The sequence below is a fragment of the Candidatus Clostridium helianthi genome (assembly GCF_045310795.1).
GTDB classification, from domain to species: Bacteria; Bacillota; Clostridia; order Clostridiales; family Clostridiaceae; genus Clostridium; species Clostridium helianthi.
The window spans coordinates 29984-44638 of the sequence record NZ_JBJIAB010000044.1; the positions used below are offsets into that span (position 1 = coordinate 29984).

A 14655-nucleotide genomic window follows, 5' to 3' on the forward strand; every position below is an offset into this window, starting at 1 on the left:
TATTATAACATGTTTTGATAATTTTTTCACATATTATTTCTACTTGAACTTTAAGTTGTAGAGGTACAAAATAGAGCTGTTTTAAAAATAGTTGTTTTAATTATACAATTATATCAGAACATGATTGATAAATAATTGTCAATTATGAATACATTTACAGAAGGAGAGTTTATTTATGGAAAATTATAAGCACGTATTTCAACCATTAAACATAGGGAAAATGACAATTAAAAATCGTATGCAATATACACCATTAGTTGCATGTGTATCTACTGCAGATGGTGAAGTTAATCAAGAAATGATTGATTGGATAGGATATCAAGCTCGTACTGGTGTAGGTTATATTACAATTGGTGATACTCAAATCGATTTAGAACGTGCACGTTGCTTTTATGGTGAGTTAAACGTTACACATGACAAATATATGACAGGTCTTTCATTACTTACTGAAGAAGCTCATCGCTATGGATGTAAACTTTCTATAGAATTATCACATGCTGGCCGTGGTGCTGTTGCTAGTATGAATACTAAACCAGCTTTTGCACCTTCATATTTGCCAGAAAAAAATTGCCAGCCTGACATTAAAGTTATGGACAGAAAAGATATGGATTGGGTTAGAAATCGTTGGGTAGAATGTGCAGTACGTTGTAAAAATGCTGGTTTTGATATGGTTATGATCCATAGTGCTCATAATAATTTGCTCGGACAATTCTTATCACCAGTAAGCAATGTTCGTACTGATGAATATGGAGGATCCTTTGAAAACCGTATGAAATACCCATTAGAAGTAATAAAGGCAATTCGTGATGCTGTAGGGCCAGATTATCCTCTTGAAATTCGTATGAGTGCAAATGAAATGACTCCTGGTGGTCTTGAGTTTGAAGAAACTTTAATCTATGCACAAGAAGTTCAAAAATATGTAAACTGTATTGATGTTTCAAGAGGAAACGTATTTAATGAAACAGGTGTTATGTGGCTATGTCCTTCATACTTACAACCACATATGATTAATGTAGAATATTCAAGAAGAATAAAAGAAGTAGTTTCCATACCAGTATCAGTTGTAGGTAATATATATACTATTGAGGAAGCAGAACAAATTCTTGCTGAAGGCAAAGCTGATATTGTTGGTATGTGTCGTTCTTTCATGGCTGGTCCTAATATGATTGAAAATGCAGTAAGAGGTCAAGAATATAAGACTCGTCCATGTATAAGATGTATGGATGGATGTGGGGCTATATACCATGGTATGCCATTAAGATGTTCAGTTAATCCAAAGATTGGACGTGAGCATCGTTATAGAAATATTCCTAAGGCAGAGGTCAAAAAGAACGTATATGTTATAGGCAGTGGTCCTGCTGGAATGCAGGCAGCTCTAACATTAACTGAACGTGGACATAATGTAACAATAATTGAAAAAGGGAACAAACTTGGAGGATTACTTCATGATGCTAGTGTTCTACCATTCAAACAAGAATTACGTAATTATAAAAACTGGATTGTTCGCCAAACAGAAGAATGTGGCGCAAATATTAGATTAAATACAGAAGCAACTAAAGAAATGATTATTAAAGAAAAACCAGATGCTGTTATAGTAGCAACAGGAGCTACATTCTTTAAACCTAATATTCAGGGTATAAATAATGACAATGTTAAAGATGTTTGTGATGTTGATAATGGACAAGCTCAAGTAGGACAAAAGGTTGTTGTCTGTGGTGGTGGTTTAACTGGTGTTGAATCAGCATTAGCTTTAGCTAGACAAGGAAAAGATGTTACTGTAGTAGATATGATTCCTGAAGAAGATTTTTGTAAGAGTATGTTCTATATTATTCGTTACTCTGTGCTTGATGAAGTTAAAAAAGCTGGTGTCAAGTTTGTTGGAAACAGCAAAATTAAGGAATTTAATGATAAAGGTGTTCTTATAGAAGATAAGGAAGGGAATATAAGCACTCTTGAAGCTGATACTTCAGTTATTGCTCTTGGACTTAAGGCAGATAATTCATTATATAAAGAAATTGCAGCTGAAATGCCATTAGATACATTTATCGCTGGTGACTGCGATACTCCAAAGAATATAATGAATGCAACATTCTCAGCATTTAATATAGCAGTAGAAATTTAAGTGAAAACCAATAATAATTAATTTATTGATAGGCAAAAGGCGCAGAAATTCTGCGTCTTTTATAGATTAGAATTAATTTCTATACTAGTACAGATGATGATTTTATTTCTTGATATTTACATTGTAGTAATATAAATTATTAATTATAAATGAAGCATATTTTATAGAAACATATCTTCATTGAAATAGCCAGTTAGCTGGCTTGTTTTACTAAAGGGGGGGCTTTTAAATGTCAAGAGTTTATAATTTTTCAGCAGGGCCAGCTGTTCTGCCAGAAGAGGTTCTAAAAGAAGCAGCGGAGGAAATGCTAGATTATAATGGTACAGGAATGTCAGTTATGGAAATGAGTCATCGTTCTAAGGCTTTTGAGGGGATTATTACAGAAGCTGAAAAAACACTAAGAGAGCTAATGAGTATACCAGATAAGTATAAAGTATTATTTCTTCAAGGTGGAGGATCACAACAATTTGCAATGATTCCAATGAATTTAATGAAAAACAAGGTTGCAGATTATATTAAAACAGGGCAATGGTCTAAAAAAGCAATAGCAGAAGCTGAGATATATGGAAAAGTTAACGTTATAGCTTCTTCAGAAGATAAGAATTACACATATATACCAGATTTAAAGAATTTAAAGATTTCTGATGATGCAGATTATGTTTATATATGCCATAATGAAACAGTGCATGGAATTAAATATAATGATATTCCTCAAACAGGAGATAAGATATTAGTAGCTGATATGTCATCAGATTTTTTATCAGAGCCTGTAGATGTATCAAAATATGGATTAATATATGCAGGAGCTCAAAAAAATGTAGGGCCTGCTGGAGTTGTAATTGTGATAATTCGTGAAGATTTAATTACAGATGATGTATTGCCAGGTACTCCAACCATGTTAAAATATAGGATTCATTCAGATAATGATTCATTATATAATACACCACCAGCATATGGAATATATATATGTGGAAAAGTATTTAAATGGCTTAAAAATAAGGGTGGACTCGAAGCAATGAAGAAGATTAATGAAGAAAAAGCTTCTATATTATATGATTACCTTGATTCAAGTACAATGTTTAAAGGAACAGTTGTGAAGAAAGATCGTTCTTTAATGAATGCACCTTTTATAACTGGAAGAAATGAATTAGATGCTAAATTTATAAAGGAAGCTAAAGCAGCAGGATTTGAAAATATAAAAGGACACAGAACTGTTGGTGGTATGAGAGCAAGTATATATAATGCTATGCCAATAGAAGGGGTTAAAGCATTAGTTGAATTCATGAAGAAATTTGAAGAAGAAAACAAATAAAAACATGTTGTTAACATTTGTTTTTATAATAAACTAATTTAATTTATTAAAGGATAATTTAGAGATAAATATTATAGTAAAATAAATAAGCATGTTAAGATTTAATGGGAGAGAGATGTAAAATATGTATATTGGATGTAGTTGGTCAAAGGCTTTGAAATTTCTTATTGAAAAAGACAGTGTTAATATAGATTATATTAAGTCTGGTGTATATGGGACTTTTAATGAACAGTTTTCAAATATGCGTTCAATGCGACCAATTCTACTTCATGGTCTAGGATATTTTGAGCGCACGGGAATGAAAAATATAGAAATTATAGATTTTAATTTTGCAAATAATCTCATAAGAAAGTGCAATTCTCCACATTATGGCATTCATCTTGCAATAAAAAATTCAGATATGTATCCTGGCATGACTGATGAAAATATATATGAACATATGTCGAAACAGATTCAGATTTTTAAAAACAACTTAACAGTACCATTATTACTTGAAAATATTCATGATTTGCCGAAAGAACGTGTATTGCCGATTGATCATTATCCTTATATTATGCCAGAACAAATTAGTCGATTGCTTACAGATAATGATGTATCATTTTTACTTGATCTTACCCATGCAAAGATTACTGCGCAACATCATGGTTGGAATATTCATGATTATATTCGAGAGTTACCACTTAATCGTGTTGTAGAAATTCATGTAAATGGTTCTGGCTATGATAAAGATGGTTTTATATCCGATACACATCAAACCATGGAAAATGAAGATTACAAATTGTTAGAATGGGTTTTAAATTATACAAATCCCAATATAGTTACATTGGAATACAATGGTGTAGAATCAGAGGATGATGATACAATTATTTATTCTTTAGAAAAACAACTGAATGAAATTCAATATATATGCAATTCAATAAAATAATTTGATATTTGACAATGGCTGTCTATTCTGAAATATGTTTAGCAGCTATTTTTTATAATTTTTTTAATGCGTGGAGGTAGTTATTATGAATATTAAAGAATTAATTAGATTCTTAAAAGTATGTGAAATGAGGAGTATTTCTAAAGCATCAAAAGATATTTTTATTTCACACAAGGTTTGGGTAGAACAAAAAGATAATGTTATAACATACGAAGAAATTAATTTATCAGTAGATAATGAAGAATAAAAAAACAAAAGGCGCAGTTTTGCGCCTTTTATATATGAAAATTGATTTTTCACCATTCAAATATTATAACTTTTACTAGTGAAATACATTAAATAATATACATTACTTCGCACCGGTTGCCATTTTTGTAAATCTATTTCCGCCCCAATATCCCATAATAAAAATACTTATTATCAAGCCAACAATACTGTATATCATAGGCATATGAGTAATATTTGGTGTAAGAATTGATCTTAAGGCTTCATTTGCATACACAAGAGGATTCACAAGTACAATTTTCTGAATTATTGGTGTTGCGGAAAGGTCTCCCCAAGAAAAGAAGATAGTACCTAAAAACACAACAGGCATTAAAAATCCAGGAAACATGGCAGCAATTTGCATAGGTTTAATAATGGTACCAACTAAAAGACCCAAACATGCTGATGCAATTGAAATTAAAATCAATATAGGAATAAGCATAAGAATCTGTTTTGGTGTGACAACAATATCAAGAGCATTTCCCATAAAAATGAGAGATATAGGTAAAACAATTACACCACCTATAAAAGATTCAATAATACCTACTACCATTTTTGCTAAAGCGATTATATTAACATGCACAGGAGCTAGCAATCGGTCTTCTATTTCACGTAAGTTATTAAAATCCATAGTGAATGGAATAGCTGTACCATGAATGCCTGTAATAAGCATACTCATTCCTATCATTCCAGAAAACATTCTATTTGGAAAGTTTTCTGGAAGTAATCCTATTCTCGGAAGGACATATCCATAGGTTAATATCAAAATAAATGGTAGCATTGCTACTCGGAAAACAAATTCCCATTTATCTCTCAGTTGAATGATAAGGTCACGCTTAACCATGGCGTTAAAAGCTGTAAATGTTATATCTTTTTCTTTATTATTTGTTTTCATGATTTATGATCTCCTTTCCTGTTAAATGAATGAAAACATCATCTAATGTGCTGGAACTCAAGCTGATATTTTGTAAGGTTGTATTTTGCTGTTTGGTCCAGTTGATTAAGTAGTTGAAATCTGGTTGTGCATCATTCATATAAAGTAAAAGCAATCCATTTTGAATGGCAGCTTTTTTTACACCTGGTAATGTTTTTGCCGTTTCCACATAACTTGCATTCAAGTCAGATAATTTCATAGATACAATGTTGTTGGAAGGAATCATTTCCTTAAGTTCAGCTGAAGTACCAAGTGCTTTCAGTTCTCCTTGATCTACAATAGCGATACGCTGGCAAAGTTGTTCTGGTTCCTCCATGTAGTGGGTAGTAAGAAATATTGTTGTGCCAGCAGTCTTGTTAAGGGCAGTCATTTGTTCCCACAAAATAGCTCTATAGATAGGGTCTAGTCCTGTTGTTGGTTCGTCTAAAAAAAGTATTTCGGGAATATGGATCATTGACCTAGCAATTTTTAGTCTTTGTGCCATACCGCCGGAATAGCTTCTAACATAATCATGCTGTCTGTCTGCAAGACCGAATTTTTCAAGATATTCATCTGCTTTTTTATTTGCTGTTTTTGTTTCCATTCCAAAGTATTTTGCATGGTAGATGAGATTTTCTCTTGCTGTTAATCCTCTCTCCAAATTGTTGTGCTGCGCAACAACACCAATCTTTCTTCGTGCTTCAACTGGATTTTTAATTAAAGATTTTCCATCGAGTATTATTTCTCCAGCAGTAGCGGTTCTTTGCGTAGTTAACATACTTATTGTTGTGCTTTTACCTGCACCATTTGGACCTAAAAAGCCAAATACCTCGCCGCGTTTCACATCAAAGCTGATATCTTTTACAGCCTCAAATTTATGCCCATTTTTCACATGAAAAGTCTTTTTTAAATTTTTAACTTCTAAAATGTTATTGTTCATATTTTCACTCCTATCTCAATTAAACATTTTATTTATTATCAGTTTAGTTTCTTAAAGAATAGATTTGGGGATAAATACTCACCCTGGGTGGGGGTGTTTATATTTTATGTCACAACTTAATCTATTTCAACATAAAAAAGTCTCTTCTGTGCTAGTACAAAAGAGAGTTTTGTGTATATATTTTAAAATTATAATAGTTATTTGTAACGAGATATACCTTCAAATAATAAAATTAATGAATAATACTTCGGAACATTTACAACAAGTGGTATCTTTTATACTAGTACAGATGATTATTTTATTTCTTGATATTTAAATATTCCTATTATAAAGTGTTAATTATAAAATGGAGTATAGTTTATTGTTTTAGGAGTGATATCTATGAATATAAAGCTGATTGAAAAAGCTGAGAAAAGTCATAATTTAAGTAAGAAAGAATTAGTAAATATACTTAAGGATAGTAGTATTGATGAAGCACTTTTTGAAGCTGCCAATAGGGTAAGAAAGAAATATGTAGGGGATGAAGTTCATTTAAGAGGTATTATTGAATTTTCAAATATATGCAGACGTGATTGCTTATATTGCGGATTAAGAAAGTCTAATGGAAATATTAAAAGATACAGATTAATGCCTGATGAAATAATTGACTTAGCTAAGAAGGCTGTTGGATACGGATATAAGAGCATTGTTTTGCAGTCAGGAGAAGATTTGTATTATACAGTAGATATCCTTACAAATATAATATCAAATATAAAGAGAATGGGAGTAGCAGTTACTTTAAGTTTGGGCGAGAAAACATTGGAAGAATATAAAGCTTACAAGGAAGCAGGAGCAGATAGATATTTAATTAGAATAGAAACTACTGATAAGGAGTTGTATGAATATTTAGACCCAGGAATGAGTCATGATGAAAGGAAAAGATGCCTTAGAGATTTAAAAGAATTAGGATATGAAGTTGGTACTGGTAATTTGAATGGCCTGCCTAATCAAACTATAGAATCTATAGCTGATGATATACTATTCTTTAAAGAAATAGATGCAGACATGATTGGTTTAGGTCCATTTATTCCAAATGAAAATACACCTTTAAGTAATTTTAAAGCAGATAATTTTACATTGAGTATAAAGGTAATGGCTTTAGTTAGGCTTTTGCTACCAAATGTAAATATACCTGCTACAACTGCAATGGAAAGTTTAAATAGAAATGGCAGAATAATTGCACTTTCAAGTGGAGCCAATGTTGTTATGCCGAATATTACAGAAGGAGAATATAGAAAATTATATGCAATTTATCCTGGAAAGATATGTATAAATGAAACGCCAAATCAATGTTGGAACTGTATTACTGGGAAAATAAGTTCTATAGGAAGAACTGTTTCAAAAGAACTTGGTTCCAGATTAAAAATGATTTGATTATGCATTTTGACATGGTATTTTCGTTCATGTGACTTAAGAAAGTTTGGGAGTGATTGGATATGATTGAGTACTATAATAGAAAAGACAAGAAATATGAAATTGAAAAAATTGCAGGGGATAAGTATCTCAAATGGATGTATTCTTCACCTGTTGGAATGAGCTTGCTGGAAATAATAATTAAAAAGAAGTTTTTTTCAAAAGCTTATGGATATTTTTGTGATAGTAAGCTAAGCAGCAAGAAAATTACTTCATTTGTTAATGAGTTTAATATAGATACTTCAATGTTTGAAAAGAAAATAAATGAGTTTAAATCTTTTAATGATTTTTTTTCAAGGAAGTTAAAGAAAGAAGCTAGGCTAATAGATTCGGCTTGTGAGTCACTAATATCACCAGGAGATGGGAAGATAACAGCTTATGAGAATATTAACTTAGATAAAATCGTTCACATTAAAGGTGGTGTATATAAACTTAATGAACTCATTGATAATGAAGTTATTTCTAAAGAATTTTCAGAAGGAAGTTGTTTGATTTTAAGACTTTGTCCTACAGATTATCATAGATATCATTTTATAGATAATGGAATGTGTAGAGAAAGTTTTAGAATAAAAGGAAATTATTATTCTGTAAATCCAATAGCATTAAGTAAAGTGTCTGAAATTTATTGCAGAAATGAGAGACAGTGGAGTGTTTTCGATACTGAAAATTTTGGGCGAGTTCTATATATTGAGGTTGGTGCAACTTGTGTTGGATCAATAATACAAACTTATAAACCTAAAGTGCCTGTAAATAGAGGTGATGAAAAAGGATATTTCAAATTTGGAGGATCTACAATAGTGATAATGTTCCAAAAAGATAAAGTGAAAATTGATAAAGAAATAGTAGATCAAACTCAGAGAGGATTTGAAACTCAAGTTTTTATGGGAGAAAAAATTGGCTGTAAAATGTAGTGAATAGATTTTGGTTTTAAAATCTGTACTAGCACAGATAGATATTTTATTTGTTGATATATAATTCGCACTATACTAATATGAATACAAGGATAATAACTTGTAGTAAAAGCAATATCTAAAAAATTGGGGAGTGATTTACATGTCTAATACAAATAAAACTGTAATTGAAGCTGCAGTTAAAGCTGCACCAGTGCTAACAATCACTGAAGAAATTTTAAAAAGTATAGATGAATTTAAAGAGAATTTACGATTATACAATGAAGGTAAAATAGAAAATCTTAAATCATTTAGCTCTATTATGGGAATATATAAAGAAAGGCTGACAGAGACGTATATGATTAGACCAAGAATTCCAGGTGGATGTATAACAATAGATCAATTAAGGGCAATAAGCAAAATTGCAAAGAAATATGGAGAAAATCAAATTCGTTTTACAACAAGACAGGATGTGCAGTTTCATTCTGTAAAAATAGATGATTTAAATAATGTTTTAGAAGAGTTAATAAAAGCCGACTTAACTACAAAAGCTGCTGGAGGAGATGGTATAAGAAATGTTGCATGCTCTCCTCTTTCAGGTGTAGCAGTAGATGAAGTCTTTGATGTTACGCCATATATGAAGGCAGTTGCAAATTATATGATGGAAGATCCTAAAAATCTTAAATTACCTAGAAAATATAAGATAGCCTTTTCAAATAGTGTAAAAGATACTGTTAATGCGACTATTACAGACATAGGATTTATAGCAAAAATAGTTGATGGAAAAAGAGGCTTTGAGGTATACGGCGCTGGAGGACTTGGTGGCGGACCAAGAGTAGGTATAAAGCTTGAAGATTTTATTGATCATAATGAGGCATTGTATTATGTACAAGCTATGAAGCAAATCTTTGAAAGAGAAGGAGATAGGACAAATAGGCACAAAGCTAGATTGAGATTTGTGCTACAAAGATTAGGTGAAGAAGCTTTTAGAGAAATGTTTAAGATTGAGCTTGAAAAAGTTAGAGCGGAAAAAGATTTAACTCTTAATATAGAAAATAATGTAAAAAACTTAGAGGTTACAAATACCTATAATAAAACACAATTGGATAAAGAGTATAAAAATAGAATGATAGTCCAAAAACAATATGGATATTATTCAGTATATATTCATGAGCAAAGTGGAAATATGGCTACTAAAAATTTAGATAGTATATTAGATTTTTTAGAAACCTTGGATTACAAAGTATCTATAAGATTAACAATGACACAAGGATTTTTTGTTAGAGATTTAAAAGAAGCTGATGCAGAAAGATTAATTGATCTTACATCAGATTTTTCTTCTAGATTTAATATAGATAACTCAGTGGTTTGCGCCGGACCTAAAATCTGTAAGTTTGGAATAAATAATTCTCAAGGATTGCTTAAGGCGATAATTGAAACCTTCAAACATGAGTCTTTTGAAATAAAAAATGCACTTCCACAATTACTTATTTCAGGATGTCAAAATTCATGTGCACAACCTCAGAAAGGTATTATTGGCCTTATTGGAAAGAAGAAACGAACTGAGGATGGCTTAATACCAGTATATGCTATATTATTTAATGGGAAAGTCGGACCTGGTGTAGCAAAGTTTGGAGAAGTATATGGAGAAATAGCTGCTAAGAAAATACCTGATTTATTTGGTGATTTAGCTTTTCTAAAAGTTCATTCAGGTTATGAAGAGTTTGAGCAATTCATTGAAAATAAAGAGGTTGAGATAAGAAAATTAGTAGATAAATATTCTACACTAGAAAGTATTAGTGAAAGACCAGACTTATATGCTGATTTTGAATAACTAGTTTAGAACAAAATAAAAAACAAGGAGAAGTAGATTATGAATTTAGCTAAATACATAGACCATACAATATTAAAACCAGAGGCAACAACTGAGGAAGTTAAAAAATTCTGTAGAGAAGCTAAGGAATTTGGTTTTGCTTCAGTTTGTGTAAATGCGTGCAATGCTGCAATTGTAAGTAAAGAACTTAAAGGATCAGGTGTCAGCACATGTGTAGTTATTGGATTCCCACTTGGAGCTACCACTAAAGAAGTTAAAGCTTTTGAAACAAAGCAGGCAATAGAAAATGGTGCAAATGAAGTAGATACAGTTATAAATGTAGGCGCTTTGAAAGAAAAGAATTATGAGTTAGTTAAAGAAGACATAAAAGCTGTTGTAGATGCAGCTAATAAAAAAGCAGTAGTTAAAGTAATTATGGAAGCATGTCTTTTAACAGATGAAGAAAAAATTAAAATATGTGAAATATCTAAAGAAGCAGGAGCTGATTTTGTTAAAACCTCAACAGGATTCTCTACTGGCGGAGCAGTTAAGGAAGATGTTGCACTTATGAGAAAGGTTGTAGGACCAGATATGGGAGTTAAGGCTTCTGGTGGAGTAAAGGATTTAAAATCTGCTATGGATATGATAAATGCAGGCGCTAATAGAATTGGTGCAAGTGCAAGTGTTAGTATTCTCGAAGATAATAAATAGATTCTCATTCTAAAAAAATAATAAGATAATATGTTTAACAATAAATATTCTAATATTCTTAAGAATATTAGGATATTTATTAGCATTTAAGCTAAAATGGAGGTGATATTTATGAAGATTGCTTTGGCACAAATGGAGATTAGTGAAAATCCGGATAAAAACTTAGAGAAAACATTAAACTTAATTGAGATTGCGGCACAAAATGGAGCACAACTTATATGTTTTCCAGAATTACAGCTAAACCCATTCTTTCCACAGTACGAGGGGCTAGATGCTTCTAATTATGCTATTTCTATTACAGATGAGAAAATTAAGAAAATCCAAGAAAAATCTAGAGAATTTAAAATAATCTCAATTCCTAATGTATACTTAAAAGAAAATGGAAAGTGTTTTGATGCATCATTAGTTATTAATAGTGATGGAACAATATTAGGTACTTCAAAAATGGTTCATATAGCTCAATGTCATCAATTTTATGAACAGGATTATTATCATCCATCTGATACTGGATTTAAAGTTTATGATACGCCAATGGGGAAAATTGGAATTATAGTCTGCTTTGACAGGCATTTACCAGAGAGTTTTAGAGTATGTGCTTTAGAAGGAGCTGATATTATAATAATACCTACTGCTAATGTAAAAAGTGAGCCTTTAGAAATGTTTGAATGGGAAGTGAGAATTCCTTCAATGCAAAATAGCGTTTTTACAGCTATGTGCAATAGAGCCGGTAAAGAGGATGATATGGATTTTGCAGGACAATCCATAGTAGTAGACCCAAATGGGGATATAGTAATCAAGGCAGATGATAGGGAACAGTTAATTTATGCTGACATTGATATAAATGAATCAGCTAAATCTAGAAATGAGAAACCATATATGAGCTTAAGAAGAGCAGAAGTTTACTCGGAAATTTGTAATTCATAGGAGGTTGCAATGGTTGGAAAGCAAAATTAGTAACATAATAAGTAAAAAAGAAGTCTACATTCTAACCATAAAATTCATGAATCTGTTAGATTAGGTATACTTCTTGCAATCGTTGGTGGTTTTTTAGACGCCTATACATTTGTTGGGCAAGATGGAGTTTTTGCTAATGCACAAACGGGAAATATTGTACTACTTGGAACATGTGCTGCTAATGGTCAATTTAAAGAGGCAATATTACATATTCCACCTATATTGGCTTGTATAACTGGAGTAATTACAGTTGAATCAATAAAAAAATATTCGGCAAAGTTATTTTTAACAGACTAGACACAAATAGTTTTGATTATTGAAATTTTAACTATTATTATTATTGGGTTTATACCAAATAATATTTCTAATATTGTTGTGACAGTTATAATTTCCTTTGTTGCATCTATACAAGTATCTTCATTCCGTAAGCTTGTTGATTCTCCATATGCTACGACTATGTCAACAGGCAATTTGCGTTCAGCTTCTCAAACAGCCTATATTGCTGTTACACAAAAAGATATAAACGAAGCTATTAAAGCAATACGCTACTTCATAATAATTTTTTCATTTATATTTGGAGCTTTTGGTGGCGGGATATTAACACTAAAATTTGGTGAAAATGCTATATGGTATGCAGCAATTGTGTTAGTTTTAGCTCTAATAATACTTAAAATAGAAGAATAGAAATGTACTAGTACAGATAGTAGTTTCATAAGAGATAAGGAGAAAACAAATATGAATAAGCCAGAACTTTTAGCACCAGCAGGAAATTTGGAGAAACTTAAGACAGCTATAAATTTTGGAGCTGATGCAGTATATCTTGGTGGAAGTAAATTAAACTTAAGAGCATCAGCAGATAATTTTACAATAGAAGAATTAAAAGAAGGACTTGAATATGCACATTCAAGAGGAAGAAAGGTTCATGTTACATTAAACATAATTCCACATAATGATGATTTAGTTGGCATTGAAGAATATATAGCTGAACTATATGAAATAGGTGTGGATGCAGTACTTATTGCTGATCCGGGTATTTTTAGCATAGCTAGGGCTGTTGCACCAGATCTTGAAATACATTTAAGTACTCAGGCCAGCAATTTAAATTATAAATCAGCTTTATTTTGGCATAAGGCTGGAGTTAAAAGAATTGTAGCAGCAAGAGAGATGAGCCTTGAAGAGTTAAAGACAATGAGAAAAGAACTACCAGAAACCTGTGATATAGAAGCTTTTGTTCATGGAGCAATGTGTATGGGGATTTCAGGTAAATGTTTATTATCAAATTACATAACAGGCAGAGATTCTAACAGAGGAACATGTACACAGCCTTGCAGATTTAAATATCATCTTTATGAAGAAAAAGAACAAGGGAATTATGACAAAGTTAATGAAAGTGATAATGGAATGTACTTTATGAATTCAAAGGACTTATGCATGATAGAGCATGTCCCAGAACTTATTGAAGCTGGTATAAATTCTCTTAAAATCGAAGGTAGAATGAAGAGCGCATATTATGTAGCATCTGTAGTAAAGGCGTATAGGCAGGCTATTGATAAATATATTGAAGATCCTAAGAATTATAAATATGATCCAAGATGGATGAAAGAACTGGAAAAGCCTAGTCACAGGCCATATACAACTGGTTTTTATTTTGATGAAGAAGTAAGACAAAATTATGAAACCTCAGCATATATACATAATTATGATATGGTAGGGATAGTTAAGGACTATAATAGAGAGATGCATATTGCAACCATTCAGCAAAGAAATAAAGTTTATAATGGAGATTTTGTGGAAGTGTTAGCTATATTAGGAGAGAATAAACTTATAAAGCTCGAAGATATGAGAAAAGAAAATGGGGAAATCATAGAAAGTGCGAATCGTCCACAAATGATTTTTACAGTAAAATGTAATAACGAATTAAAAACTGGAGATATACTTGTTAAAAGTAAGGAAGTATAATTTCAAATATTATGCAAGTAAAAATTATATAATTGTAAATAACATGTGGCTCGAAATTGTAGACTAATCTGTTAATATATTTATAACCAATACTTAAGCTATAAAAGGTATTAATTTATGGATTAGTGCATCGGTTATGGTGATTCTGTCTATATTCAGGAATATAAAGAAAACTAATGGTATATTTAAAATTTTTTAAATATTAATCATATGAAAATTTCTAAAAGATACTTGGCTACAGAGGAGAAATAAGATTCTATTTAAATTTAAATAAATATATTTTAACGAATATATAAGTTCTAATTAATAAAATTCATAATTTAACCTGAATTATTCATAGATATAGTTAATAACATAAGAAAGTTAGTTTTTCATGCTATTAGCTATTTCTTTTCTTAAT

At 31.0% G+C, this 14655-nt stretch carries 12 protein-coding genes and 1 pseudogene; 11 read left to right on the forward strand and 2 right to left on the reverse strand.

The window, feature by feature from the left end; all coding sequences use genetic code 11:
* Positions 1-175 precede the first annotated feature (175 nt).
* From ACJDTP_RS23415 to ACJDTP_RS23430, 4 genes are all read left to right on the forward strand, one after another.
* Complete coding sequence (locus tag ACJDTP_RS23415; protein ID WP_406762608.1) at positions 176-2122, forward strand: oxidoreductase; 1947 nt, start codon at positions 176-178, stop codon at positions 2120-2122.
* A 229-nt stretch (positions 2123-2351) separates the two neighbouring features.
* Positions 2352-3434: a 3-phosphoserine/phosphohydroxythreonine transaminase gene (serC, locus tag ACJDTP_RS23420; protein WP_077840691.1), complete on the forward strand. Its 1083-nt coding sequence runs from the start codon at positions 2352-2354 to the stop codon at positions 3432-3434.
* Between the two features lie 124 nt (positions 3435-3558).
* Entirely contained in the window at positions 3559-4359 is an 801-nt protein-coding gene (locus ACJDTP_RS23425) for a multinuclear nonheme iron-dependent oxidase (RefSeq protein WP_077840692.1), read from the forward strand.
* An 85-nt stretch (positions 4360-4444) separates the two neighbouring features.
* The gene (locus ACJDTP_RS23430; RefSeq protein WP_173715139.1) at positions 4445-4606 is read left to right on the forward strand and encodes an aminoacyl-tRNA hydrolase; all 162 of its coding nucleotides are present in this window, start codon (positions 4445-4447) and stop codon (positions 4604-4606) included.
* 102 nt (positions 4607-4708) lie between these two features.
* Here the strand turns inward: ACJDTP_RS23430 and ACJDTP_RS23435 are convergent, their stop codons facing one another.
* Both ACJDTP_RS23435 and ACJDTP_RS23440 read right to left on the reverse strand, forming a co-directional pair.
* A complete protein-coding gene (locus tag ACJDTP_RS23435; RefSeq protein WP_077840693.1) occupies positions 4709-5518 on the reverse strand; it encodes an ABC transporter permease in 810 nt (269 codons plus the stop codon).
* Complete coding sequence (locus ACJDTP_RS23440) at positions 5505-6476, reverse strand: ABC transporter ATP-binding protein (protein WP_406762609.1); 972 nt, start codon at positions 6474-6476, stop codon at positions 5505-5507. Before ACJDTP_RS23440 ends, ACJDTP_RS23435 begins: the two co-directional genes overlap by 14 nt.
* Positions 6477-6857: 381 nt before the next feature.
* Here ACJDTP_RS23440 and hydE point away from each other — a divergent pair, with 381 nt between their 5' ends.
* From hydE to ACJDTP_RS23475, 7 genes and pseudogenes are all read left to right on the forward strand, one after another.
* Positions 6858-7889 (forward strand): [FeFe] hydrogenase H-cluster radical SAM maturase HydE, encoded by a 1032-nt coding sequence (hydE, locus tag ACJDTP_RS23445; RefSeq protein WP_406762610.1) that lies wholly within the window; start codon positions 6858-6860, stop codon positions 7887-7889.
* Between the two features lie 62 nt (positions 7890-7951).
* On the forward strand, positions 7952-8839 hold the full coding sequence (locus ACJDTP_RS23450; RefSeq protein ID WP_406762611.1) for a phosphatidylserine decarboxylase: 888 nt from the start codon (positions 7952-7954) through the stop codon (positions 8837-8839).
* Positions 8840-8981: 142 nt separating this feature from the next.
* Complete coding sequence (locus ACJDTP_RS23455; RefSeq protein WP_406762612.1) at positions 8982-10652, forward strand: nitrite/sulfite reductase; 1671 nt, start codon at positions 8982-8984, stop codon at positions 10650-10652.
* A 39-nt stretch (positions 10653-10691) separates the two neighbouring features.
* Positions 10692-11342: a deoxyribose-phosphate aldolase gene (gene deoC, locus ACJDTP_RS23460; protein WP_406762613.1), complete on the forward strand. Its 651-nt coding sequence runs from the start codon at positions 10692-10694 to the stop codon at positions 11340-11342.
* A 111-nt stretch (positions 11343-11453) separates the two neighbouring features.
* The gene (locus ACJDTP_RS23465; protein WP_406762614.1) at positions 11454-12266 is read left to right on the forward strand and encodes a carbon-nitrogen hydrolase family protein; all 813 of its coding nucleotides are present in this window, start codon (positions 11454-11456) and stop codon (positions 12264-12266) included.
* Positions 12267-12338: 72 nt separating this feature from the next.
* Positions 12339-12980: pseudogene (locus ACJDTP_RS23470) on the forward strand (YoaK family protein).
* Positions 12981-13031: 51 nt separating this feature from the next.
* A complete protein-coding gene (locus ACJDTP_RS23475; RefSeq protein WP_039773724.1) occupies positions 13032-14255 on the forward strand; it encodes a peptidase U32 family protein in 1224 nt (407 codons plus the stop codon).
* Positions 14256-14655: the final 400 nt, after the last annotated feature.

Bases quoted from the DNA above. Each gene is read 5' to 3' on its own strand.
- ACJDTP_RS23415 (WP_406762608.1), top strand. From the start codon at position 176: ATGGAAAATTATAAGCACGTATTTCAACCATTAAACATAGGGAAAATG.
- serC (WP_077840691.1), top strand. From the start codon at position 2,352: ATGTCAAGAGTTTATAATTTTTCAGCAGGGCCAGCTGTTCTGCCAGAA.
- ACJDTP_RS23425 (WP_077840692.1), top strand. From the start codon at position 3,559: ATGTATATTGGATGTAGTTGGTCAAAGGCTTTGAAATTTCTTATTGAA.
- ACJDTP_RS23430 (WP_173715139.1), top strand. From the start codon at position 4,445: ATGAATATTAAAGAATTAATTAGATTCTTAAAAGTATGTGAAATGAGG.
- ACJDTP_RS23435 (WP_077840693.1), bottom strand. From the start codon at position 5,518: ATGAAAACAAATAATAAAGAAAAAGATATAACATTTACAGCTTTTAAC.
- ACJDTP_RS23440 (WP_406762609.1), bottom strand. From the start codon at position 6,476: ATGAACAATAACATTTTAGAAGTTAAAAATTTAAAAAAGACTTTTCAT.
- hydE (WP_406762610.1), top strand. From the start codon at position 6,858: ATGAATATAAAGCTGATTGAAAAAGCTGAGAAAAGTCATAATTTAAGT.
- ACJDTP_RS23450 (WP_406762611.1), top strand. From the start codon at position 7,952: ATGATTGAGTACTATAATAGAAAAGACAAGAAATATGAAATTGAAAAA.
- ACJDTP_RS23455 (WP_406762612.1), top strand. From the start codon at position 8,982: ATGTCTAATACAAATAAAACTGTAATTGAAGCTGCAGTTAAAGCTGCA.
- deoC (WP_406762613.1), top strand. From the start codon at position 10,692: ATGAATTTAGCTAAATACATAGACCATACAATATTAAAACCAGAGGCA.
- ACJDTP_RS23465 (WP_406762614.1), top strand. From the start codon at position 11,454: ATGAAGATTGCTTTGGCACAAATGGAGATTAGTGAAAATCCGGATAAA.
- ACJDTP_RS23475 (WP_039773724.1), top strand. From the start codon at position 13,032: ATGAATAAGCCAGAACTTTTAGCACCAGCAGGAAATTTGGAGAAACTT.